24 protein-coding genes, 1 other RNA gene and 1 pseudogene are annotated in these 19,840 nt (G+C 29.4%); 7 read left to right on the top strand and 19 right to left on the bottom strand.

Going from position 1 to position 19,840, the window contains the following annotated elements; genetic code table 11:
* Positions 1-44: 44 nt before the first annotated feature.
* The gene (locus tag DZ67_RS0102755; RefSeq protein ID WP_024791752.1) at positions 45-794 is read right to left on the bottom strand and encodes a response regulator transcription factor; all 750 of its coding nucleotides are present in this window, start codon (positions 792-794) and stop codon (positions 45-47) included.
* A gap of 111 nt (positions 795-905) precedes the next feature.
* Between DZ67_RS0102755 and DZ67_RS0102760 the strand changes: the two genes are divergently transcribed.
* On the top strand, positions 906-1,367 hold the full coding sequence (locus tag DZ67_RS0102760; protein WP_236618636.1) for a phospholipase D-like domain-containing protein: 462 nt from the start codon (positions 906-908) through the stop codon (positions 1,365-1,367).
* On the opposite strand, the gene fliR is transcribed toward DZ67_RS0102760, so the two are convergent.
* From fliR to rpsB, 4 genes are read right to left on the bottom strand one after another with little or no spacing between them, the layout of a single operon-like run.
* A complete protein-coding gene (gene fliR / locus DZ67_RS0102765) occupies positions 1,357-2,124 on the bottom strand; it encodes a flagellar biosynthetic protein FliR (protein WP_024787157.1) in 768 nt (255 codons plus the stop codon). The genes DZ67_RS0102760 and fliR overlap by 11 nt on opposite strands.
* 42 nt (positions 2,125-2,166) lie before the next feature.
* On the bottom strand, positions 2,167-2,808 hold the full coding sequence (locus tag DZ67_RS0102770; RefSeq protein ID WP_035003325.1) for an ABC transporter ATP-binding protein: 642 nt from the start codon (positions 2,806-2,808) through the stop codon (positions 2,167-2,169).
* 57 nt (positions 2,809-2,865) lie between these two features.
* Positions 2,866-3,789 carry a translation elongation factor Ts gene (gene tsf, locus DZ67_RS0102775; RefSeq protein ID WP_035003073.1) on the bottom strand — a complete coding sequence of 308 codons (924 nt, stop codon included), beginning with the start codon at positions 3,787-3,789 and terminating at the stop codon, positions 2,866-2,868.
* 1 nt (position 3,790) lies between these two features.
* Positions 3,791-4,621 (bottom strand): 30S ribosomal protein S2, encoded by an 831-nt coding sequence (rpsB, locus tag DZ67_RS0102780; protein WP_024789375.1) that lies wholly within the window; start codon positions 4,619-4,621, stop codon positions 3,791-3,793.
* 154 nt (positions 4,622-4,775) lie between these two features.
* Between rpsB and luxS the strand changes: the two genes are divergently transcribed.
* Positions 4,776-5,309: an S-ribosylhomocysteine lyase gene (gene luxS, locus DZ67_RS0102785; protein WP_024787161.1), complete on the top strand. Its 534-nt coding sequence runs from the start codon at positions 4,776-4,778 to the stop codon at positions 5,307-5,309.
* A 135-nt stretch (positions 5,310-5,444) separates the two neighbouring features.
* On the opposite strand, the gene ffs is transcribed toward luxS, so the two are convergent.
* Together ffs and DZ67_RS0102790 are read right to left on the bottom strand one after the other, a co-directional pair.
* An RNA gene (ffs, locus tag DZ67_RS10370) (signal recognition particle sRNA small type) lies at positions 5,445-5,542 on the bottom strand.
* Positions 5,543-5,555: 13 nt separating this feature from the next.
* A complete protein-coding gene (locus tag DZ67_RS0102790) occupies positions 5,556-7,469 on the bottom strand; it encodes a thioredoxin domain-containing protein (protein ID WP_051440277.1) in 1,914 nt (637 codons plus the stop codon).
* 252 nt (positions 7,470-7,721) lie between these two features.
* On the opposite strand from DZ67_RS0102790, the gene DZ67_RS09725 reads away from it, so the two are divergent.
* The gene (locus tag DZ67_RS09725; RefSeq protein ID WP_024791754.1) at positions 7,722-8,549 is read left to right on the top strand and encodes a SagB/ThcOx family dehydrogenase; all 828 of its coding nucleotides are present in this window, start codon (positions 7,722-7,724) and stop codon (positions 8,547-8,549) included.
* A complete protein-coding gene (locus tag DZ67_RS0102800; RefSeq protein ID WP_024791755.1) occupies positions 8,491-9,132 on the top strand; it encodes a SagB/ThcOx family dehydrogenase in 642 nt (213 codons plus the stop codon). The genes DZ67_RS09725 and DZ67_RS0102800 overlap by 59 nt, the downstream gene beginning before the upstream one ends.
* Here DZ67_RS0102800 and DZ67_RS0102805 read toward each other — a convergent pair.
* From DZ67_RS0102805 to DZ67_RS09735, 8 genes are all read right to left on the bottom strand, one after another.
* Positions 9,119-10,012, bottom strand: a complete 894-nt coding sequence (locus DZ67_RS0102805) for a hypothetical protein (RefSeq protein WP_024791756.1) — start codon at positions 10,010-10,012, stop codon at positions 9,119-9,121. The genes DZ67_RS0102800 and DZ67_RS0102805 overlap by 14 nt on opposite strands.
* 1 nt (position 10,013) lies before the next feature.
* Entirely contained in the window at positions 10,014-11,708 is a 1,695-nt protein-coding gene (locus tag DZ67_RS10205) for a mechanosensitive ion channel family protein (protein WP_024791158.1), read from the bottom strand.
* 22 nt (positions 11,709-11,730) lie between these two features.
* Positions 11,731-12,348 (bottom strand): MarC family protein, encoded by a 618-nt coding sequence (locus DZ67_RS0102815; RefSeq protein WP_024791757.1) that lies wholly within the window; start codon positions 12,346-12,348, stop codon positions 11,731-11,733.
* 119 nt (positions 12,349-12,467) lie between these two features.
* The gene (locus DZ67_RS0102820) at positions 12,468-14,000 is read right to left on the bottom strand and encodes an EAL domain-containing protein (RefSeq protein ID WP_024791758.1); all 1,533 of its coding nucleotides are present in this window, start codon (positions 13,998-14,000) and stop codon (positions 12,468-12,470) included.
* 241 nt (positions 14,001-14,241) lie between these two features.
* Positions 14,242-14,565, bottom strand: a complete 324-nt coding sequence (locus DZ67_RS0102825) for a hypothetical protein (protein ID WP_024791759.1) — start codon at positions 14,563-14,565, stop codon at positions 14,242-14,244.
* Positions 14,566-14,583: 18 nt separating this feature from the next.
* On the bottom strand, positions 14,584-14,814 hold the full coding sequence (locus tag DZ67_RS0102830; RefSeq protein ID WP_024791760.1) for a hypothetical protein: 231 nt from the start codon (positions 14,812-14,814) through the stop codon (positions 14,584-14,586).
* Positions 14,815-14,816: 2 nt separating this feature from the next.
* On the bottom strand, positions 14,817-14,987 hold the full coding sequence (locus tag DZ67_RS10545; RefSeq protein ID WP_156919564.1) for a hypothetical protein: 171 nt from the start codon (positions 14,985-14,987) through the stop codon (positions 14,817-14,819).
* Positions 14,984-15,622, bottom strand: a complete 639-nt coding sequence (locus tag DZ67_RS09735; RefSeq protein WP_024791761.1) for a type II toxin-antitoxin system HipA family toxin — start codon at positions 15,620-15,622, stop codon at positions 14,984-14,986. Before DZ67_RS09735 ends, DZ67_RS10545 begins: the two co-directional genes overlap by 4 nt.
* Here DZ67_RS09735 and DZ67_RS0102840 point away from each other — a divergent pair.
* The 3 genes and pseudogenes from DZ67_RS0102840 (at position 15,615) to DZ67_RS10625 (ending at position 17,455) form a co-directional block, all read left to right on the top strand.
* Entirely contained in the window at positions 15,615-15,881 is a 267-nt protein-coding gene (locus DZ67_RS0102840; protein ID WP_024787171.1) for a hypothetical protein, read from the top strand. The genes DZ67_RS09735 and DZ67_RS0102840 overlap by 8 nt on opposite strands.
* Before the next feature lie 575 nt (positions 15,882-16,456).
* Positions 16,457-16,696, top strand: a pseudogene (tnpA, locus tag DZ67_RS10815) (IS200/IS605 family transposase); the annotation flags it as partial.
* Positions 16,697-16,699: 3 nt separating this feature from the next.
* Positions 16,700-17,455: an RNA-guided endonuclease InsQ/TnpB family protein gene (locus DZ67_RS10625; RefSeq protein ID WP_084021908.1), complete on the top strand. Its 756-nt coding sequence runs from the start codon at positions 16,700-16,702 to the stop codon at positions 17,453-17,455.
* Between the two features lie 485 nt (positions 17,456-17,940).
* Here DZ67_RS10625 and DZ67_RS0102875 read toward each other — a convergent pair whose 3' ends face one another.
* From DZ67_RS0102875 to DZ67_RS0102895, 4 genes are all read right to left on the bottom strand, one after another.
* Positions 17,941-18,279: a hypothetical protein gene (locus DZ67_RS0102875; RefSeq protein ID WP_156919565.1), complete on the bottom strand. Its 339-nt coding sequence runs from the start codon at positions 18,277-18,279 to the stop codon at positions 17,941-17,943.
* A gap of 97 nt (positions 18,280-18,376) precedes the next feature.
* On the bottom strand, positions 18,377-18,718 hold the full coding sequence (locus tag DZ67_RS0102880) for a hypothetical protein (protein ID WP_156919566.1): 342 nt from the start codon (positions 18,716-18,718) through the stop codon (positions 18,377-18,379).
* A 152-nt stretch (positions 18,719-18,870) separates the two neighbouring features.
* Positions 18,871-19,074: a DUF488 family protein gene (locus DZ67_RS11220; protein ID WP_024787174.1), complete on the bottom strand. Its 204-nt coding sequence runs from the start codon at positions 19,072-19,074 to the stop codon at positions 18,871-18,873.
* A gap of 48 nt (positions 19,075-19,122) precedes the next feature.
* Positions 19,123-19,677 carry a hypothetical protein gene (locus tag DZ67_RS0102895; RefSeq protein WP_024791762.1) on the bottom strand — a complete coding sequence of 185 codons (555 nt, stop codon included), beginning with the start codon at positions 19,675-19,677 and terminating at the stop codon, positions 19,123-19,125.
* Between the last annotated feature and the right edge of the window lie 163 nt (positions 19,678-19,840).

Here is a 19,840-nt window from a genome sequence, read left to right on the forward strand (position 1 = left end):
CTCTTCTCCCAAAGCTTTTGCCAAATCCTTTTCATTTATACTTTCTAATTCCAAATCTTCATTATTTTCATCTTTTTGGGTGTTAATATCTTCTTCTGTTTCGATTTCCGGCAATTCTTCCTCACTTGGAACTTGGCTACTTGGCAACTGCTTGGAACTTCCTCACCTTCTTTATCTTCATCTTCCAGATTTTGTAGTTCTTCCTCACTGATGGAAATAGTATCTTCTATATCTGAATCGGGTGCTTCTTCCAACAGTTCGTCTTCTGTAATCAACACTTCGTCTTCAGGTAAATTTTCCAACTCTTCGAGTTCTTCAAAATCCGGTTTTTCATCGCCTTCTTCCACCAATTCATCTATATCATCCAGGGCAAAATCGTCTATTTCTTCTTTTTGGGTATTTTCCAAATCAAAATTTTCTTCTTCCAAATCCAAATCTTCATTAAAATTTTCAATATCGAAACTTTCTTTTGTTTCATTTTGGATATTCGGCAGTTTTTCCAACACATCCATTAAATCGGTAGGTAAAAACGGTTTTGTAAGATATGTATCAAAACCTGGTAATTTTTCATCTTTTTTAGAAAGAATCAAAACAAATTTTGCATTTTTGAACTTTTCTTTCAAAGAATTCAAAAATTCTTCATCATACAAATCTTTTTCCAAAAAAACAGCTTCAAAATTATCTTCCGGAACAAACTCCCTGTTTCCGATAATAACATCGTCACCTTTCTTTTCAGTACTCAGCGTAAAAAGTTTTTCTATAGTCGGATTGGCAGAAATTAAAAGTATTTTCATGGCTGACCTCATTTTTTTATTATAATTATATTAAAAAAGGTGGCAAAATTGAAAAAAATCCTGTTTTATTTATTATTTATCCTGTTTTTAAATGCGAACAATGTTTATTTTATGCCCTTTGAGGGAAAAAATGCTCAAAAAGAATTATGCAATATTTTCACCCATGCCAAAAAAAATATAAAAATAGCAATGTATACATTTACCAATAAAAAAATTGCAAAAGCCCTGAAAATAGCCGCAAAACACGGAACAAAGATTTATATTATAGCTGATTTGGAAGAATCAAAATATAAATATTCCGTTATTCCAAACCTTGCGGCAATAAAAAAATTTGATATTTATCTTTTAAGCGGTAAAAATTATAAAAACGGCAACAAAGCAAAAATGCATGTAAAAATGTCTATTATAGACAATAAATATTTGATTATCGGAAGTGCAAATTATTCTTACAGCGCTTTTTTTAAAAATTATGAATATATCTTAATCACTCAGGATAAAAATTTAATAAATAAATTCAACAAATATTTTTATATGTTGAAACAAAATGCCAAAGCTTACAGGCTCAGCCGATAATTTTTAAAATTACATTAAAAGCCTGAATAAATTCTTTTTGAAATACATTTGCAAAAGAAGCCATAATCGCAATCAGAATTAAAAAAGAAAGTCCAATTTTTATAGGAAACCCTACTACCAGCAGGTTAAACTGAGGCATTGTTTTCATAATCATTCCAAAAATTATGTCGCTTAAAATAGAAACGGCCAAAACAGGAAAAGCCATTGCAATTCCAAAAACAAAATATTTAAACATATAAATAACAAAAAACTGATACATTGAATGAATATCAAAAACAGCCCCAAACGGCAGGCTTCCTAATGTTTTACTTATTAAAAATATTTCTAAATGATCCCCTCCGAAAGCAAAAAATATCAACAGTGCAACCCAGGTAAAAAATTCACCTATAATATTTGTATTGAGCCCCGAATTTGGATCTATTACATTTGCCAAAGTAAATCCCATCACAAAACTTATCTGTTCGGCTGCATATTTTAAAATATCAAAAATAAGCGTAAGGGCAACTCCCACAAAAAAAGCAAAAGCACTCTCAAACAAAACAGCCAATATCACATTTATAATATTAATTTCAAATGTTATTTTCGGGCTAATAGGGAAAAAAAGTATTGTAAGCCACAGGGCAAACGCCGCCTTTGCTTTCATGGGAATAGTCGGATATGAGAAAAAAGGCAAAAACGCCAAAAAAGAAGATATTCTAATAAACAAAAGCAAAAATGTAACAGTATTAACCGGCGTTAAATAATTAATTAATTCCATTTTCACTCACTACTCACCAACTCACTATTCACTACTCATAATTCACAACTCACTATTCACTAACTGTTTGTTTTTCAATTCATAAATTTTATCAAATTTTTTAGCTATTTCTATATCGTGGGTTACAGTTACAATAGATGCACTATTCTCGTCAGCATATTCTTTTAAAATTTCTATTACTTCGTTTGCATTAACATTATCTAAATTTCCGGTAGGCTCGTCAGCAAAAATAATTCTCGGTTTTTTTGTTAGAACCCTTGCAATACTAACTCTTTGCTGCTGGCCTCCACTTAAGGTTTGAATATTCTGATTTATTACATCTTTTATTTTGAGTCTATCAAGCAAATCAAAATCAACTTCCCTGTTGCATAAAATTGCGGCAGCCTGAATATTCTCAAGTGCTGTGAATGTGTTAAAAAGATAATGAAACTGAAAAATTACACCTATTTTATTTCTTCTAAATTCAATTAACTCTTTTTCTTTTAGTTTATAAATTTCTTGTTTATCAATAAAAACTTGTCCCTCATTTGGTTTTAAAAATGAAGATAAAATATGAAGAAGTGTGGATTTTCCGCTTCCGCTGGAACCTATTATGGCAATTTTTTCTTTGGGTTTTATTTCAAGATTTACATCTGAAAAAAGAAGATAATCAAATGAGTGTTTTAAATTTATTGCTTTTATCATTTTTTTCACTACTCACTATTCACTATTTTCACTTAAGCGCCAAAAGGCGCTAAGTAATTATTGTAAAGCTGCCGCTACTTCATCAGCTAAAGTACATCCGTTTTTAACCAAACCTTCTCCGACTTCAAATCTGATAAAGTCAACAAGTTTTGCACTTCCTCCGGCTTTTTTTGCCGCATTTTCAAGTGCTTTAGCAACATTTTCTTTTTTTTCTGCTTTTACATATTCTTGCTCAGTAAGACAATTTTCTTCATAGAATTTTTTAATTTTTCCGGGAATAATTTTTTCAATTACATTTTCAGGTTTACCCTCTTTTAGAAGCTGGGCTTTTGCAATGTCTTTTTCTTTTTCAATTACATCAGCCGGTACACTCTCAGGATTTAGAAAAGAAGGTTTCATAGCCGCAATATGCATGGCAATATCTTTTAGAGTATCTTTAATTGCTTCACAGGTTTCATCTCTGTCGCATTCAGCCGCAACCAAAACGCCTACTTTTCCCCCCGCGTGGATATATCCGTTTACTATTCCGTTTTCCGGTGCTTTGATTGTTGCCATTCTTCTGACAACAATATTTTCACCTATTTTTGCTATTTTTACTTTTAATTCTTCTTCGAATGTACCCTCACCAAATTTTGTTTTATTTAAGTTTTCAACATCGGTGATATTTTCAGTATTAACAGTTTTAACCGTTTCACTTACAAATTCAACAAATTCATCTGTTTTGGCAACAAAATCTGTTTCACAGTTTACTTCTACGATACTTCCTTTTTTCATATCAGGGGTAATACTAATTTCAACTCTTCCCTCAGCCGCATTTCTGTCTGCTTTTTTAGCGGCTTTTGCAAGACCTTTTTTTCTTAATATTTCAACCGCTTTTTCTTCATCGCCGTTTGCTTCAACCAATGCTTTTTTACAATCCATCATTCCGGCACCGGTTTTTTCTCTTAGCGCCTTTACCTGAGCTGCTGTAATGTTTGCCATATTATGCCTCCTCTTTAATATCTTCTGTTTCTTTTTCGATTTCTTCTTCGCTTTTAGTTTCTGCCGCTGCTTCTTCTTTTACTTCTTTAATTTCTTCATTAATTTCTTCAGGTGTAATTTCTTCCACTTCTTCTCCTGCGCTTCTTGCCATTTCTTTACCTTCAATTATAGCATCAGCAATTTTTTCACAGAAAAGATTTACACTTCTGATTGCATCATCGTTTCCCGGGATTGGATAATCAACCACGTCAGGATCACAGTTTGTATCAAGCGGAGCAACCACAGGAAGTCCAAGTTTATTTGCTTCTGCAACTGCAATTCTTTCTTTAACCGTATCAATAATAAACAACATATCCGGCAATGTTTTCATATGTCTTATACCACCGAGAACTCTTTCAAGTTTTGCTTTTCTTCTGGCCAAAATCAATCTTTCTTTTTTAGTTAAAAGGTTAATTTGCCCGCTCTCTTCCATTTTTTCAATAATTTCCAATTTTCTTATTGATTTTTGAATTGTTGGAAAGTTTGTAAGCATACCGCCGAGCCATCTGTGGTTAACATACGGCATACCGGCTCTTTCGGCATGGGTTTTTACAGCATCAATTGCCTGTTTTTTAGTTCCGACAAAAAGAATTGTTTTTCCTTCAGCCGCCGCATCTCTGACTATGCCGCATGCATATTTAAAAAATCTTAATGTTTTTTGTAAGTCAATAATATAGATATTTTTTCTAACACCAAAAATGTATTTCTTCATTTTTGGATTCCATCTTCTTCTTTGATGTCCGAAATGAACACCGCACTCCAATAAATCTTTCATTGTTACATTACACGCCATTGTTTCTCCTTGAATTATTTTTTTATTTTGGCTGGGTTTAGCCTCCCTCTCCGTTAACAGCATAGCTGCAACCCGACCAAGGAATAAAGAGGTGAGAACTAGAAATGAAATTGTATCAAAGTTACGATATAATTGCAATAAAAAAGGATAAACTATGCCAATGCTTGACAGTTTTTTAGTTGACCATGTAAAAATGCCGGCCCCGGGCCTAAGAATTGCAAAAAAAATGAAAACACCAAAAGGTGATGTAATTACAGTTTATGATGTAAGGTTTGCAAAACCAAATAAAGAAATAATTGACGAAAAAGCAATGCATACGCTTGAGCATCTGTTTGCAGGGTTTATGAGAGATAATCTTCCTAATTTTGAGATTATAGATATTTCACCTATGGGATGCAGAACAGGATTTTATATGAGCATAATCGGAAAACCGAATGATAAAGAAGTAATTGAAGCGTGGAGAAAATCTATGCAAAATATTTTAGATACTGATACTATCCCGGAAGCAAATATCTATCAATGCGGCAGCTGTTATATGCACTCCCTCCCAGGTGCTAAAAAAGTTGCTAAACATATAATAGAAAGCGAAATCGTTATAATGGACAATAAAGAGCTGGCACTAAATCCTAATAATATTCCAAATATATGCGATGTAAATCTTAATGAAGTTAAAATTTTAGGGATTTAACTTCTTCTTTTATTCATTTATAATAATTAGTGTTTGACACTAAACTTAGCTAAAAATATTAATTTATAATTCAATATTTAGCATTTATAATTCACAATTCAACACTCAACATTCATAACTTATAATTATTTTTCAGGCGCCCCAGGAACCTGCGGCACAGGGACATAAGAGGTGCTCTGCTCCCTTCCGGGCCTGAAGCGTTGCCTCTTACACCCCTTGCACAGGGCTGGGACAGGTGAAATTATATCATAAAATATTTAAAATTTCTTTAATTTCCTCCAAATTATTACTTTTTTTAATACATTTATAAATTGTACATATTTCAAAACTTTCACCTTTTTTCCATAAAACATAAGGATATGAAAAATCTCCTTTATATAAAGGAGTTTCAGAAGTTATTATATATTCACCCAAAATATTTTTTATAGCGGCTTTTGTAATAGTTGCATAATAAAGCGGATAATTTTTTACATAATAGCTTCCCTCTTCAATTATTTTATCGGCTTCTTTTTTCAGTTCAATATTATAATTTAAAAGCGATAAATCCAAAAAATCATTTGCCAAAACACCCAAAGAGCTTGCATAAGATGAATCGCTAAAATCAGCTTTTACGCTTTTTTCCTGGTTCATATACCAATTTTTGTTTTTAAATTTAAAAACTTCTTTACTTAGTTTATTTGCAAAATTTAAATATTTTTCATCATAAGTATATTCATAAGCGGTTATCAAAGCACCTATTAAAAATGCATAATCTTCAAGAAGCCCTTCTTTTTTATTTTTTTTATTTTTATTGAAAGAATGATAAAGTTTATCTTTATACATAACTTCGATTAATTTTTCTAAACTCTTTTTTGCAATTTCCAAATATTTTTCATCAAATTCACCTGCTGCAAAAAGAGTTTTTATCATCATAGCATTCCAGGAAGTTATTTTTTTAGTGTCAATAAACGGAAATTCTCTTTTTTCTCTTATCTGTTTCAGTTTTTCTAAAGCCTTTTCATGATTTTTAGGTCTATCTCCATGAACTGTAGGATTATTAAGGCCATGGAAATTCCCATATTTTTTTATTCCGAAATAATTCAGAAGTTCTTCTTTGTTTTCAAACTCACTAAAAGCCTTTTCAACCTCATCAAAATCATATACAAAATATTTTCCCTCTGCTCCATTGCTGTCTGCATCGCTTGCAGAATAAAAAAGACCGTTTTCATAGTATCTGTTAATCATTTCGTCAATACTTCTAAATGCTACCTCTTTAAATAAAAGATTTTTTGTAATTTTATACATTCTCAAATAAACAAAAGGCAAATTTGCATTGTTATAAAGCATCTTTTCAAAATGAGGCACTTCCCATCTCTCATCAACTGAATATCTGTAAAATCCGCCTTCAATTTGGTCAAATATACCGCCTTTTACCATTTTTACAAGCGTTATATTTAAAATATTTAAAATTTCTTGATTTTTAGTTATCATATAAACATCAACAAGCAAATCCAATGTGCTCTCCATCGGAAATTTTGGAGCACCTTTAATTCCTCCATATTCCAAATCAAACTCATTTTTTACCTGTTTTATTATTTTTTCAATTAAGCTTTTATCTGCATTTTCTTTTGGCATAACTTTGTTTTCATTTTCCCTGTAATATTTTTCGAAATTATCTGCAATTTCCAAAATTTTTTTGGGATTTTCCATCCAGTCGTTTGCAATAGATAAAAGTATTTCTTTAAGTCCCGGACCGTATTGTGAATAATGAGGCGGCACATAAGTTGCAGAATAAAACACTTTCTTTTCAGGTGTCATAATAATAGTAAGAGGCCAACCTCCCGAGCGTCTGTGCATTAACTGATAAGCTTTTTGATAGTATTTGTCAATATCGCTCATCTCTTCCCTGTCCACTTTTATTGACACATAATATTTATTTAAAATACCGGCAATTTCTTTGTTTTCAAAACTCTCCCTCTCCATTACATGGCACCAGTGACATGTTGAATAACCTATACTTAAAAAAATAAGTTTATTTTCTTTTTTTGCCTTTTCAAAAGCTTCTTCACCCCATTCATACCAGTCAACAGGATTGTCTGCATGCTGCTTTAGATAAGGACTGTCAGCATTTTTTAAATGATTTGCCATAATTACTCCTATAAATAAAAAAATTTTTTTCATTACATTCCTTATAACAAAAAAGATAAATTTTGTCTAATTTTTGATATGATGATACTGACTAAATAACGAAAAAGTAAAAATATGACAGCGTAGCGGAATTTAGCGAAAATTTTGCGTTAAAAAAATTGCACCGAGTCCTTAGGGCCTGCAAAGCTGTTTGCAATTTTTAGCAAAATTTGAGCGTTGCATTAGCAAAATGAAGCTCGAAGCTGTCATATTTTTATCGATATCATATAATAAAAAAGGGAAATAATGAAAGCAATTGATTATCATAATAAGACACGTCATTTTCCAAATAAATTTGCAAAAAGCTTAGGATATTTAGACTGGGCAAATCAGCCAAACCCATATAAAGAATATATAAATGCTAAAAAAATACTGTTGCCAAATCCAAAAACAGAAAATTTAACTTATGAAAAACTATATTTAAAAAATGAAACAAAAGAAATTAATCTTAACACAATAGCTACTTTTTTAAGATATTCGGCTTCTATTAATGCCAAAAAAGTTTTAGGAATGAATGAATGGTATGTAAGGGTCAATCCGTCAAGCGGAAATTTACACCCGGAAGAAATTTATTTGATTTTAAACAACGGAGTTTATCATTTTAATGTAAAAGAATTTGCTTTAGAAGAAATTGCAAAAGGTGAAAATCTCGTTGAAAACGGCTTTTTTTTGGTTTTTACTTCAATTCCGCTTAGAGAAAGCTGGAAATACGGGGAAAGAGCACTTAGATACTGCCTGCTTGATACCGGGCATTTAATTGCGGCAGGCCGCTTTTCATCAAACCTGCTTGGCTGGAAAATGGAATATATAAACGACATTGATGAAGAAAGACTCAGCCCCTTAATTGGACTAAACAAAGCGAAATTTTATGAAAATGAAGAAGAAATTTTTGAAGCAGCTTTTTATGTTTATCATGATAAAAAACCAAAAATTAATTTTGAAAATTTTAAGAATTTAGATTATCATTTAGAATACAAAAAAATAGCAAATGATTCAGTAAGATGGGATATAATTTTTGAAACAGCTAAAAGAATTAAAAACAAAAGAAAATTTTCAAACCGCACTTTTAGATGAAAAACCGGAATTTTTACCATCTCCATTTAGTGCATATGAAATAATTGATAACAGAAGAAGTGCACTGGGATTTATTCCAAGCTACATTGAAAAAAAAGATTTTTTTGATATTTTGGATAAAACACTTCCAAGAAATATATCTCCTTTTGATGTAAAAGTTACTCTAAACAGAGTTGATTTCATAATTTTTGTAAACAGGGTTGATGGAATAGAAGAAGGAATTTATTATTTTTCAAGAAAAGAAAACAAACTTACCAACCTTCATAAAGGAAATTTCAGCGAGGCCAGTAAATTTGCGAACTGCATTCAGGATTTGGGAAAAGACTCAGCATTTACTATTAATATGGTATCGCAAAAACCCAAAAAAGAGTATGAATATAAACTGTTAAATTTTGAAGCGGGAATAATAGGAGAGGTTTTATATCTTGAAGCCGAAGCCAAAAATTTAAGAGGTTGTGGTATCGGATGCTTTTTTGACAATTTAATTACTGAAGAGATTTTAAATAATGTTAATTATTTGGCACTTTACGGATTCAGTGTAGGAAGCCCGAAAACTGATGGGAGGATAGTTAAGCTAAATTGAGCCTGTCCTCTTTTTTTTCCATTACATAATGAAAAATACTCAAAATTCCAAAAGCCGGTGCATAAAAATTTAAAACCGGAATAAAGTTTAAAATTACACTTAAAATACAAAAAGCCCAGATTTTCTTTTTATCAATTTCTTCTTTTCCAAAAAGCATAAAAACACTCTGTAGCAGTGATTCTTTAATCAAAACAGCCCAAAGAAAAACAATTATTAAAATATTTACAAAAGGCACAAACATCAAAGGATAAAAAATTATCATCCCAATTAAAAATATTAAAAAATCCCTTATATTTATAAAAATAATTTTTAATAAATTAAATTCTTTTTTTGTATCAACCTGAGGATACTGCCCTTCTTTTATCTCTTCTAAAATTTTCACACTGAAAATTAAAAAAATAAAATAAAAAGTCGCAATATAAAAAGAATAAAACATAAATGCCAAAAGTATATTTGAGACTACTTCTTCAATGCTCTGATATGGAAAAATTCTGAGAAGATTTTTTATATAGCCTGAAATTTCAGAATGATAAACAAAAAAAACAAATGCCCAAAAAAAAGTTATAACACTTACAAGTGCAATTGAAGAAAATATATTTTTAAAAAATCTGCCAAACAAAGAATAAATGATTCCCAAGCTTGCCAAAATCAGTTGTATCCACACAATCATTATAATAAACTGGCTTCCTGCGTTTTGTAAAAATTTAAAAGGCATAATGGAAATCAGGAAATTTGTTAATAATAACCCCCTGTTCCAAAACCACAGAGACATAATAATCCAAAAAGCCGCCAAAACACTGCCTAAAACAATAGATAATTTTTGCATTTTTGGATTTTTTAAATCCTTAAATGCTTCACTTATTGAATAAATAAATTCCATATCAATCCTTTTTTATTTTAATTTCAAACGGTACCGTATCTTTAATATGCAAATCCTGCTGAGGAAAAGGAATTGTAATTCCAGCTTCATTTAATGCATTATAAACTACTTTTAAAAATTTGCTTCTTGTTCTTCTTGGCATCATAGCATATTCACCTCTTACCCAGACAAACAGTTCAAAATTTAAGCTGCTATCTGCCATTTCTATAAAAACAACCAACGGTTTATATTGCTCTTTTCTTAAAAAAGGAAGAGACGATTTATCTATAGCTTCAAGAACTATTTTTTCAACTTTTTCTATATTGCTCCCGTAAGCCACTCCAAAAGGAATTCTAAATCTAACAATTTCATCTCCAAGTGTCCAGTTTATAACCTTGTTTTGTATAAAATCCTGATTGGGAATAATTAAATCAATGTTGTCATTTGTTCTTATTACGGTCGAGCGCATTGAAATGTCTATAACTTTTCCTCTTGTATTTTCATCAATCTCAATATAATCATCCACTTTTATCGTTTTTTCAAACATTAATATAATTCCGCTTACAAAATTACTCACTATATTTTGAAGCCCAAAACCGATACCAACTGAAAGTGCTCCGGCAATTATTGCAAGGGAGCTTAAATCGAGTCCGGCTATTTTAAGGGAAAAAATAAAAGAAAGAAAAATAATTGTGTAATATCCTATATTTGCAAGCAGCGTTGCGCTTGAATAAGAAATTTCATATTTCTTTCTAAGTGAATAAATCAGTTTTTTATAATATTTGCCGATAAACCAGCCTATAAATAAAATAAAAATAACTAATACTAAATCAAGAGGCGTTATAAAATTGTTTCCTATTTTGAAAAGGGGATATTTAATTAAAGAAATAAATTTTTCTAACGTATGTTCCAACTCTTTTTTTGAATTATAAATGATAGCTTTTGTCCCAAATCTGAATGTTTCAAAATCATTTATTATTTCTCCTAATTCATTTAAATCAAGTTTATTGGCATAATAATCTATACTTTGGGCTGTTTTAAAGGCAGTTTTATCTTTATTTTTTAATTCATCAAGAAACAATATTAAATAATTTTTTAAAAGATTTTTATATATGTTTTTTTGTTTTTGAATATTTATGTTTATAAGATTTTGTATGTTTTCAATATTTTTTTCGTTATTTAAAATCTGCCATTTTTGAAGATTTATTTTTAATTTTTCAAGCTCTTTTTGTTTGTCATTCAACAGCTTATTCCAGTAATCAATATTATTTTGGGCCAAAACAGAATTAAATTTAATATCAAAAAGTTTTTGATAAACCTCTTTTTCAATATTTTGAAAATTTTTATCTAAATAATCATATTTTTTATTGTATATATCTAAAAGCTTTTGATAATACAATGTCTGAAGTTTGGAAGTTATATCGTTATCTGATGAAAGAATATCAATTTTTTTATTAGTTTCTTTTATAATGGAAGGCAGATTATTATATTCTTTTTTTAAATCAGTTAATTTAAAAAATAGTGATAAATATTCATTTTGATTTGAAATATTTAAATCGATAGCAGGATTATTATAATTCAATTCTTTTATTTTTTTAACTAAAGCTAAATCTAAAGTATAATCAGGTGAATTTTTATTTATTTGTTTAATAAGCCCGTTTAAATCACCGCCAAACAGATTAATAAAAAATAAAAATAAAATAAAAATAAATCTCATTATTTTTCCCTTCGAATTAAATTTAAGATATTAGCCATAACGCCTTTACGCCTCCTATCAAAAACAAAAATGAAATAGCGCCTATTATAAGTCCCATAATCCTTGTAACTATTTTAATTCCGTTAACACCTAAAAATTTCGAAATAAAAGAAGCATTTTTTAAAGTAATATAAACAATCAATGCAGATAAAACAATGGCTGTAAACAAAACACCTTTATCAATCAGCTTTTTACTTTTTTCACTTAAAACAATAATAGTGGTAATTACCCCGGGGCCGAACAAAACGGGAATTGCAAGCGGAATTATCGCTATATTTTCTTTTTCCTGAGCCGCTTCATGCTCATCTTTTGTGGTATTTGTAGGAGAAATTTCTTTACCCTGAATCATATTTAAAGCAATAATCAAGAGTACCACCCCGCCTATTGCTTTAATAGAAGGCAGATTAATACCGAATATTTTAAGAACCCATCCGCCTGCAATCATTGTAATAATAGAAGCAATTAATACGGTAAAAGATGTTACTTTGGAAACAGACGGAATATCTGAATATTTAACAAGAGATATCATAACCGCCGCAGCGGCGATTGGATTTAAAATAGTTATCAAAGAAATAGTATCAAAAAGGATAGCTTTTAGCATTAACGGCCTTTTTGATAATTATACAAAAAAAAGAAGAATTAGTAGATAATTTTAGCTACCACTCTTCTGTTTTTTGCTCTTCCCTTAGGTGTGGCATTTTTCCTTAAAAAAAGGAAAAATCACATATTCTTTTTTAAATATTCAACCGCTTCTTCAAAAGGCATAGGTTTTGCAAAATAATATCCCTGGATATAATCTACACCCAATTCTTTTAAAATATCCAGCTGCTCTTTTGTTTCAACGCCTTCCGCAATTGTTTTTACATTTAACATTTTTGCAAATAAAATAATGGTAGAAACAACTATTTTAATTCTTTCTTCAAATATTCTGTCTACAAAACTTTTATCAATTTTCAATACATCAAAATCTATACTCACACTTTGTTTCAAATTGGAATAAGCAACCCCAAAATCATCTATTTCAAATTTAACCCCAACCTCTTTTAACTTTTTAACAAAATTTTGAGTTAACTTGGTATCTTCAATAGATTCTCTTTCAGTTATTTCTAAAGAAAAATTTTCAAAGTTTAACTCGTTTGATATTACTTTGTCTTTAAAAAATTCTAAAAAGTCACTTTCCATATCAAGTTTTGAAACATTAATAGAAACTCCTATATCAGGATTTGCAGTTTTAAATATTTTTAAATGTTTAACTACATTTTCTACTACAATTTTTGTAATCTCCGGAATAATTTGAAGCTCGGTTGCTATATTCATCAGTTTTTCCATATTAACAAATTTTCCGTTGTCTTTTAGCCTTGAAAGTGCTTCGAACTGAACTATTTCATATGATTTTATATCAACTATAGGCTGAAAATATACTTCAAACAGTTTTTCCCTGATGGCTTTAAACAATAATTCTTTTAAATGAACCCTGTACTGAACTTCCTCACTCATCCATAATTCATAAATTACAAATTTATTAACAACATTTTTTGCAAAAACATATGCATAAATCAAACCTTCAAGCGCTTTTTCCTTTTTAATATTTTTTGAATCAACCAAACTGCCGTTTATTTCCAAAAAAACTTTCTGTCCGTTAACTTCAATACCTTCATTTGAAAAAATATTATAGATTTTGTTTGTTATATTTTTAATGGTTTCTATATTCCATATATTGGCTTTTAAAAACAGTAAAAACCTGTCATCATACATTCTGTAAACTTCATCAATCTTTTTAATATGTTTTTTTAGCTCAATACCTATTTGTTTTAACAATTTATTACCAAACTCAAAACCGAAATTTGCATTAATTGAAGTAAAATCTTTTATATTAATCATACATAAAGTATATTCACCTTCGTATTCATTAAAATCTTTTTTAAATTTGTTTAAGTTTCCTAAATTTGTTATTTCATCATAAAAAGTCAAATATTTAAGTTTACTAAAATATTTATTTTTTTCATAAGCCATCATTATTGACGTTCTGATTGATAAAATAATATTAACAATTTCCTCTGTGTAAAAATCAGTAAATTCAGAATATAAATTAATTGTCAAATCATAAATCAGTCTAACAGAAATTGAAGAATAAAATCCGTTTTTTATTTGGTTGTCTTTCCATGGGGCAACCTTTTCATTTGTACAAGTATTAGGATTTATTCCTAAGATATTTCCGTTATATAGTGCTTCTCCGGTAGGACCCTTTGACAATACACCGTTATTTATCTCGATGATTAAATTATTGAGACCGCTTCATTTTTTGTGTAAAGCATAAAAATCATTTTAAATAAGGTTTTAGTCTGTTTTCAAAAATTATACCAAATTGAGAGATAATTTCAGCCCAATTTGATATGGATTTTAGCCATTTTTTTGAAATATCCTTATATATTAAATATACCAGTCTTTTTAACGAATCATCATCATTAAATCCTCCTTTCGTTTTTCTTCAAGTTCAAGTAATAGAACCAACATATTTCATTGAATATCTAATTTGATGTATGCCATGCTCGTTAATTATTTTTGGTGGTGGAATTAAAGCATCTTTTATGCAGCCGTTTTTATCAACACCGACATAAAATTTATGATAAAAGATAAAATCTATATTTTCCGGAGTTGTCACTATCCCTCTTTCAATTGAATAATAATCAAGCGTATTATCAATGTCCCACTTGGTTTCTAAATGGTTTTTTTCATTTTCGTCAAGTTTTTTAATTTCAGGTTTAGATTTTTCATTAGATTTTTTAATTTTTTCATCTTTTATTTCAAACTTTTCCATTTTTTACTCCTTTGTGTTTTAATTTAATTCAAAATTCCCGTTTTTTTCAAGTATAACAGGAATTCCGTTGTTATCAACAGTTATTGCTTTGAATCCATCGACTATCAAAAGATACGCTCTTTTTTTTCTTTTTTTATTCCAAATAAAGATAATTAGCTTATAAGCCGTAAAAAGAGTGATAAACAATAACGCCATAAACAAAAATGCCCCAAGTATTGCACTGATTGCCATTTCTATATTATTATTCATTTTTATACTTTATAAACTACCAACTTTGGAGTTTTCCATTTGCACGAATAGCATATATCAAACGCCTTTTTATGCAAAATCTGAGAACACTCTGCCTGAATATCATAATTTGGCAGATACTTGCTTGTGAATGCAAATAACAAAAACGGAATTAAAAGTAATAATTTTTTCATTGTTTTACCTCCATCGGCACAAAATCGTTTACTTCTAAACAAGCATTTATACATCTTTTATCATTAACTATATAAGAGATTAGATTTACAAATTCTTTATTAATTCCTAATTTTACTGCTCTTTTTTTAAACTCTAAAAATTTATTTCCTATTTCCTCAACAATTGAATTAACTTCCTTTTCAGAAATACCTATTTTAGCACCTACTTCATATAAATCTTTCAGTTCAATATCATCTGTTTTACCGTTTATTGTCATTTGATGATGTTTTGTATAACCCGTTCCAAATGCGTATGTAATATCATACGCAGGGGATAGACGCCAATTTCCATTTTTATCCATCATAAAGGAAAAATTTTTTGCGTGGTCGTCTTGATTTCTTCCTATAATATTAAAAACCATTCTTTTAAACAATTCTTTTATTTGAGAATAATCCTGTGTCAAATAATCGGTTAAATTCAATACGCTTAAATAACTGTAATGAGCCGGTATCCTGAAATCCAGATGTTCCATTGTAGCAATGGTATGAAGATGTAATTTTTCATTATTTTCTTTTCTGTCAAATCTTTTAACAGCGTAATGGATTAACCCGTTTTTATCATAAATCAAATCTATTTCAGGAACGTCTATGCCCACTTCAAAAGAGAAAGAATATTTTATTGCTTTATGGGACAATTTAACTAAAAATCAAAAAATAGCTTTAAAAATAATTCTTTTAAGCGGTGGAGAAAATATTTATTCTGATGAATATGTTCCTGAAATGATAAAAGCCCCTTCTTTGCAAACAGCTATTAAAAATTTAATTAAAAAAGATATTATAGATAAACAAAATAATATATATTATTTTCAAGACCCGTTTTTTGAGTTTTGGTTAAAGAAGAATATATTTTTATGATTATTTAAATAAGTTAAAATCATTGTAGTGATGGCATACTGAGAGGGAGAGGGGAACTCCCTCTTGGTATCTTGCTACCACAATTATAGCATAAATTATTTTCTTCCTTAATATTGCTTTTTAATTATTTCTCGTGTTTTGGTTTGTGTTTGGTTGTATGAGTTACCCAATAAGCAAATATCAAAGCTCCTGTTGCAAATAAAGCCCAAAATATATAAATACTCATATTATTTTTCGTGGCGTGGTTTGTGTTTACTTGTTTGAATTACTGAATATATTGCTAATATTGCTAATATCACTCCAAAAGTAGTCCAGATTATATGTCCCATTTGCTTTTCCTTTCCAAGTATATACCTGATAGTATTAAAATTAATCCTAATATTGCATCTACCCAGTTGATTATTTGGATATTTGATAGACTTATTCCATAACCTGCATTTACAAAAAAAACGCCGTAAAGCCCTTGCCTTTAGGCATAGGGATATAAGGCGATAAAAGAGTTGATAGGAAATTTAATTTCCTTGAAACTCTTTTATTAATTTGTATTATATTAAATAATTTGATATAATACAAATATGAAATGCGTAGATAAATATAAATCAAATAGAAATATTGTTTATTCCTGCAAATATCACATTGTTTGGTGCCCTAAATACAGGAGAAAAATATTAGTTGGAGAAGTAGAAAAAAGATTAAAAGAAATAATACAAGAAGTAGCTAAAGAGTGTGATGTAGAAATAATAGAAATGGAAACTGATAAAGACCACATTCATATTCTTTGTGAAGTTGACCCTCAATTTGGAATTAATAAATATAAAATAGATAACAATATTATCTGGCTTAACGGCTATAAGTTTAAATTCTGGTTAAGCAGAGAAATAGACGGAAAAATAAAAACTGTAACCGTTAAGCGAGATAATATCGGGGATTATTGGATTTGTATTGCAATAGAAAAGGAATATAAAAAAATCAGTGCCACATCGGGTAAAATCGTGGGCATTGATTTTGGATTGAAAACTTTTCTAACTTTATCAGATGGAACACAAATCCAAGCTCCAAGATATTATCTCCAAACCTTAAAAGAACTTCAAAAACTTCAAAAACAGCATTCTAAAAAGAAAAAATCATCTAACAATAGAGAGTTTGCAAGAAAAAAACTTGCAAAACTACATAAAAAAGTCGCAAATTCAAGAAGAGATTTTTTTCATAAATTAGCAAACAAATTAGCAAAAGAATATGAATATATAGCAATAGAAGATTTAAATTTAAAAGCAATGCAAAAGTTATGGGGTAAAAAAATTATTGATTATGCTTTTAGCGAATTTGTAAATATTCTCTCTTATAAAGTAAATGTTATAAAAATAGACAGATATTATCCTTCGAGTAAAACCTGTTCTAACTGCGGATATGTAAAAGAGGATTTAAACTTAAAAGAGAGAGTTTGGATATGTCCTGTATGTAAGACAAAACACGATAGAGACATAAACGCAAGTATAAATATTTGCAAGGTTGGGGCATCAACCTTTGGCATAGATGGTGTAAGACCTATTATTAAACAGGCTACCATCGCTTAAAGCCAGAATCCCCCGCCTTTAGGCGTGGGGAGTATGTCAAAAAAAATCCAAGTCCAATATTTTTAAAAATTTCTCCTCGTGTTTCTATATCATACCACATTTTTTTGATTATTTTCATATTATGACCTCTTCTCTTGCTTGTTTTTAATATTTTGTATTTTAATCGTGGTAGGTTATAGAGTGGTTGTTCCACTACCGCAAGTGGCGGTAGGGTGGGGATATGCGGTTAGAATACCGCAGGAGGTGTGCTGTGAGGATATTATTAATCCTCATAGTAGTAGCGGTGGTGGCGACACCGCTCTACTAAAAAGTGAGGGATTTTCCCTTGCCATCTCCTACACAATTATATCACAAATTTTTTTCTTCCTTAATATTGCTTTTTAATTATTTCTCGTGTTTTGGTTTATGTTTAACATCGCTATTAAAAATTATTATTATTCCGATTAGTGTTATTAATCCTCCAATTATTCCCAATAATATTCCATTCATTGTAAATCCTCCAATTTGTCAGTTTCTATTTTTAATTTCCAAGTTAAATATAAAACTATAACTATTATAGCAATAAATCCAAAAGTTACTAATAATTGTTTAAAAAAAGGCAATTTATCAAATGCATTAAAAATAAAAGCTATCATACCAAATAATGCAGTTAAAACAATTCCCCAAGCTAATCGGTAATTTGATACTTTTTCTTTTTGTTTATCTAATTGGCTCATATTATCCTCTCTTCTTTTGCTTGTTTTAAATATTTTGTATTTTAATCGTGGTAGGTTACCATCGGCTAATCCGGCAAGGGTGGCGGGTAGGGAGTTGGGATAGCCCAACTGAAAGGTAGCCGATGGATAGGATAGTTATAGTCCTATTGATAGTGACTCTTGCCCTGTATCTCCTACACAATTATATCACAAATTTTTTTATTACTCATAATTTATTCTTAAAAGATTTTATTTTTACTTTTTTATTTTCCATCTTTTTTTTATTTTCTCTGTCAATAAAGGTTAAAATTTCTTTTAAAATAAAATCTTTTAATTTATTAAACGTAGGAGCTTCTCCTTTTATTAACCCTTCTAATTTTTCATCTTCTTTTTCCTGTTGTTTATATTTCAAAATGGTTGTTATATAATCGTCTGTATAGGTAATATAATATTTTCTGACATTATAAAGGAACTCTTTTGGAGTTAGGATTTTTTCTTTTAACATATAAGCAATATCATAAAAATCCCTTATTTTAGTTACCTTCTTTTGTAAAAATATTATATGCAATATCCCTGTTTCTTAATATATAGGCTTCATTTAATTTCTCTTTTTCGGATATATTCTCAAATAAGTTTTTTTCAGGCAAAAATTTTTTATATTTTTTTATAAGCTTTTCTTCAAGTTCTTCTTGAGATATTAATTTATCCGGATAAATATGATTAATACTTAATTTGTTTCTTAAAAATCTTGAAATTGTTTTTCTTTAAGAAAAAAAATAAATTTTCCTTATCAAACCAATCAACATATTTTGAATAAGGCATACTCCTAACATCAATAACTACATCAATATTATATTTTTTTAGTAAATTAGTAAAATTATCTAATGTGTGAATAGAATGTCCTATTGTAAAAATTGTTTTCATTTTTTTTTACTTTTGTGTTTAATTCAAAACAGGGGCAGCCTACCCCTCTTACCATCTGCTTATCATATTCCTGTCTATTGAACCGACCTGTCTGCTTACAGAACTGATATTTGAATTGACGCTTGCCAAATCGGCTGAGATGACTTTTTGGAGTTTTAGTATATCTCCTCTTATTGTTCCTGTACTATCGCCTAAAAGTTCTGCTATATGAACAATATTATTGCCTAACGCTTCATAAAGCTCATCGCCGTTTTTGTCTATATATTTTTTCAATTCCTCAACAGCTTTGTCTATTTTGTCAAGTTTTTCTTCGTCAATATCGTCTTTGCTAAATTCTCTTTCATCTATTTTTTTCATGATGAGATTAAAGGCATTGTCAAGGGCCTGCAATATTTTCATCTGTTTTTCTCTTTGTTCCTTGTTTTCTTCCATATCCATTTCAGCTTTTTCTTTAACGATTTCCATTTTATTTTTAACGACATCTACCGCTTTGCCTATCGTTTCAGTTAAAACGCTTTTAATCATAGTGTTTATATCCTGGGATATGAAAGACTGCATTTCCATTCTTAATCTTTCTTTTTCTTCTGATAGGGCGTTATACATTTTTTCCCTGTTTTCGTAAAGATGTTTGCTTAATTTTTCGTCTAATTTTTCATCTAATTTTTGCTATCACTTTTTTGTCTATCACCTCTTCGACTATTTGGGCTAATTTTTCTTCGCTGCATTGTATCATAGCGTCTCCTTTTTTTCTAATTATATAATTTTT

Source organism: Lebetimonas sp. JS138, from assembly GCF_000523335.1.
Classification (GTDB): Bacteria; Campylobacterota; Campylobacteria; order Campylobacterales; family Nautiliaceae; genus Lebetimonas.

What these genes read in the sequence shown, in the direction of transcription:
- DZ67_RS0102825 (WP_024791759.1), bottom strand. Translation starts at nt 14,565, where the DNA reads ATGGAAAAGTTTGAAATAAAAGATGAAAAAATTAAAAAATCTAATGAA.
- DZ67_RS0102755 (WP_024791752.1), bottom strand. Translation starts at nt 794, where the DNA reads ATGAAAATACTTTTAATTTCTGCCAATCCGACTATAGAAAAACTTTTT.
- DZ67_RS0102770 (WP_035003325.1), bottom strand. Translation starts at nt 2,808, where the DNA reads ATGATAAAAGCAATAAATTTAAAACACTCATTTGATTATCTTCTTTTT.
- DZ67_RS0102830 (WP_024791760.1), bottom strand. Translation starts at nt 14,814, where the DNA reads ATGAATAATAATATAGAAATGGCAATCAGTGCAATACTTGGGGCATTT.
- DZ67_RS0102760 (WP_236618636.1), top strand. Translation starts at nt 906, where the DNA reads ATGCCCTTTGAGGGAAAAAATGCTCAAAAAGAATTATGCAATATTTTC.
- fliR (WP_024787157.1), bottom strand. Translation starts at nt 2,124, where the DNA reads ATGGAATTAATTAATTATTTAACGCCGGTTAATACTGTTACATTTTTG.
- tsf (WP_035003073.1), bottom strand. Translation starts at nt 3,789, where the DNA reads ATGGCAAACATTACAGCAGCTCAGGTAAAGGCGCTAAGAGAAAAAACC.
- DZ67_RS10205 (WP_024791158.1), bottom strand. Translation starts at nt 11,708, where the DNA reads ATGAGATTTATTTTTATTTTATTTTTATTTTTTATTAATCTGTTTGGC.
- DZ67_RS0102805 (WP_024791756.1), bottom strand. Translation starts at nt 10,012, where the DNA reads ATGGAATTTATTTATTCAATAAGTGAAGCATTTAAGGATTTAAAAAAT.
- DZ67_RS09725 (WP_024791754.1), top strand. Translation starts at nt 7,722, where the DNA reads ATGAAAGCAATTGATTATCATAATAAGACACGTCATTTTCCAAATAAA.
- DZ67_RS0102815 (WP_024791757.1), bottom strand. Translation starts at nt 12,348, where the DNA reads ATGCTAAAAGCTATCCTTTTTGATACTATTTCTTTGATAACTATTTTA.
- DZ67_RS10545 (WP_156919564.1), bottom strand. Translation starts at nt 14,987, where the DNA reads ATGAAAAAATTATTACTTTTAATTCCGTTTTTGTTATTTGCATTCACA.
- DZ67_RS0102790 (WP_051440277.1), bottom strand. Translation starts at nt 7,469, where the DNA reads ATGAAAAAAATTTTTTTATTTATAGGAGTAATTATGGCAAATCATTTA.
- DZ67_RS0102895 (WP_024791762.1), bottom strand. Translation starts at nt 19,677, where the DNA reads ATGTATAACGCCCTATCAGAAGAAAAAGAAAGATTAAGAATGGAAATG.
- luxS (WP_024787161.1), top strand. Translation starts at nt 4,776, where the DNA reads ATGCCAATGCTTGACAGTTTTTTAGTTGACCATGTAAAAATGCCGGCC.
- rpsB (WP_024789375.1), bottom strand. Translation starts at nt 4,621, where the DNA reads ATGGCGTGTAATGTAACAATGAAAGATTTATTGGAGTGCGGTGTTCAT.
- DZ67_RS11220 (WP_024787174.1), bottom strand. Translation starts at nt 19,074, where the DNA reads ATGAAAACAATTTTTACAATAGGACATTCTATTCACACATTAGATAAT.
- DZ67_RS0102840 (WP_024787171.1), top strand. Translation starts at nt 15,615, where the DNA reads ATGCCCACTTCAAAAGAGAAAGAATATTTTATTGCTTTATGGGACAAT.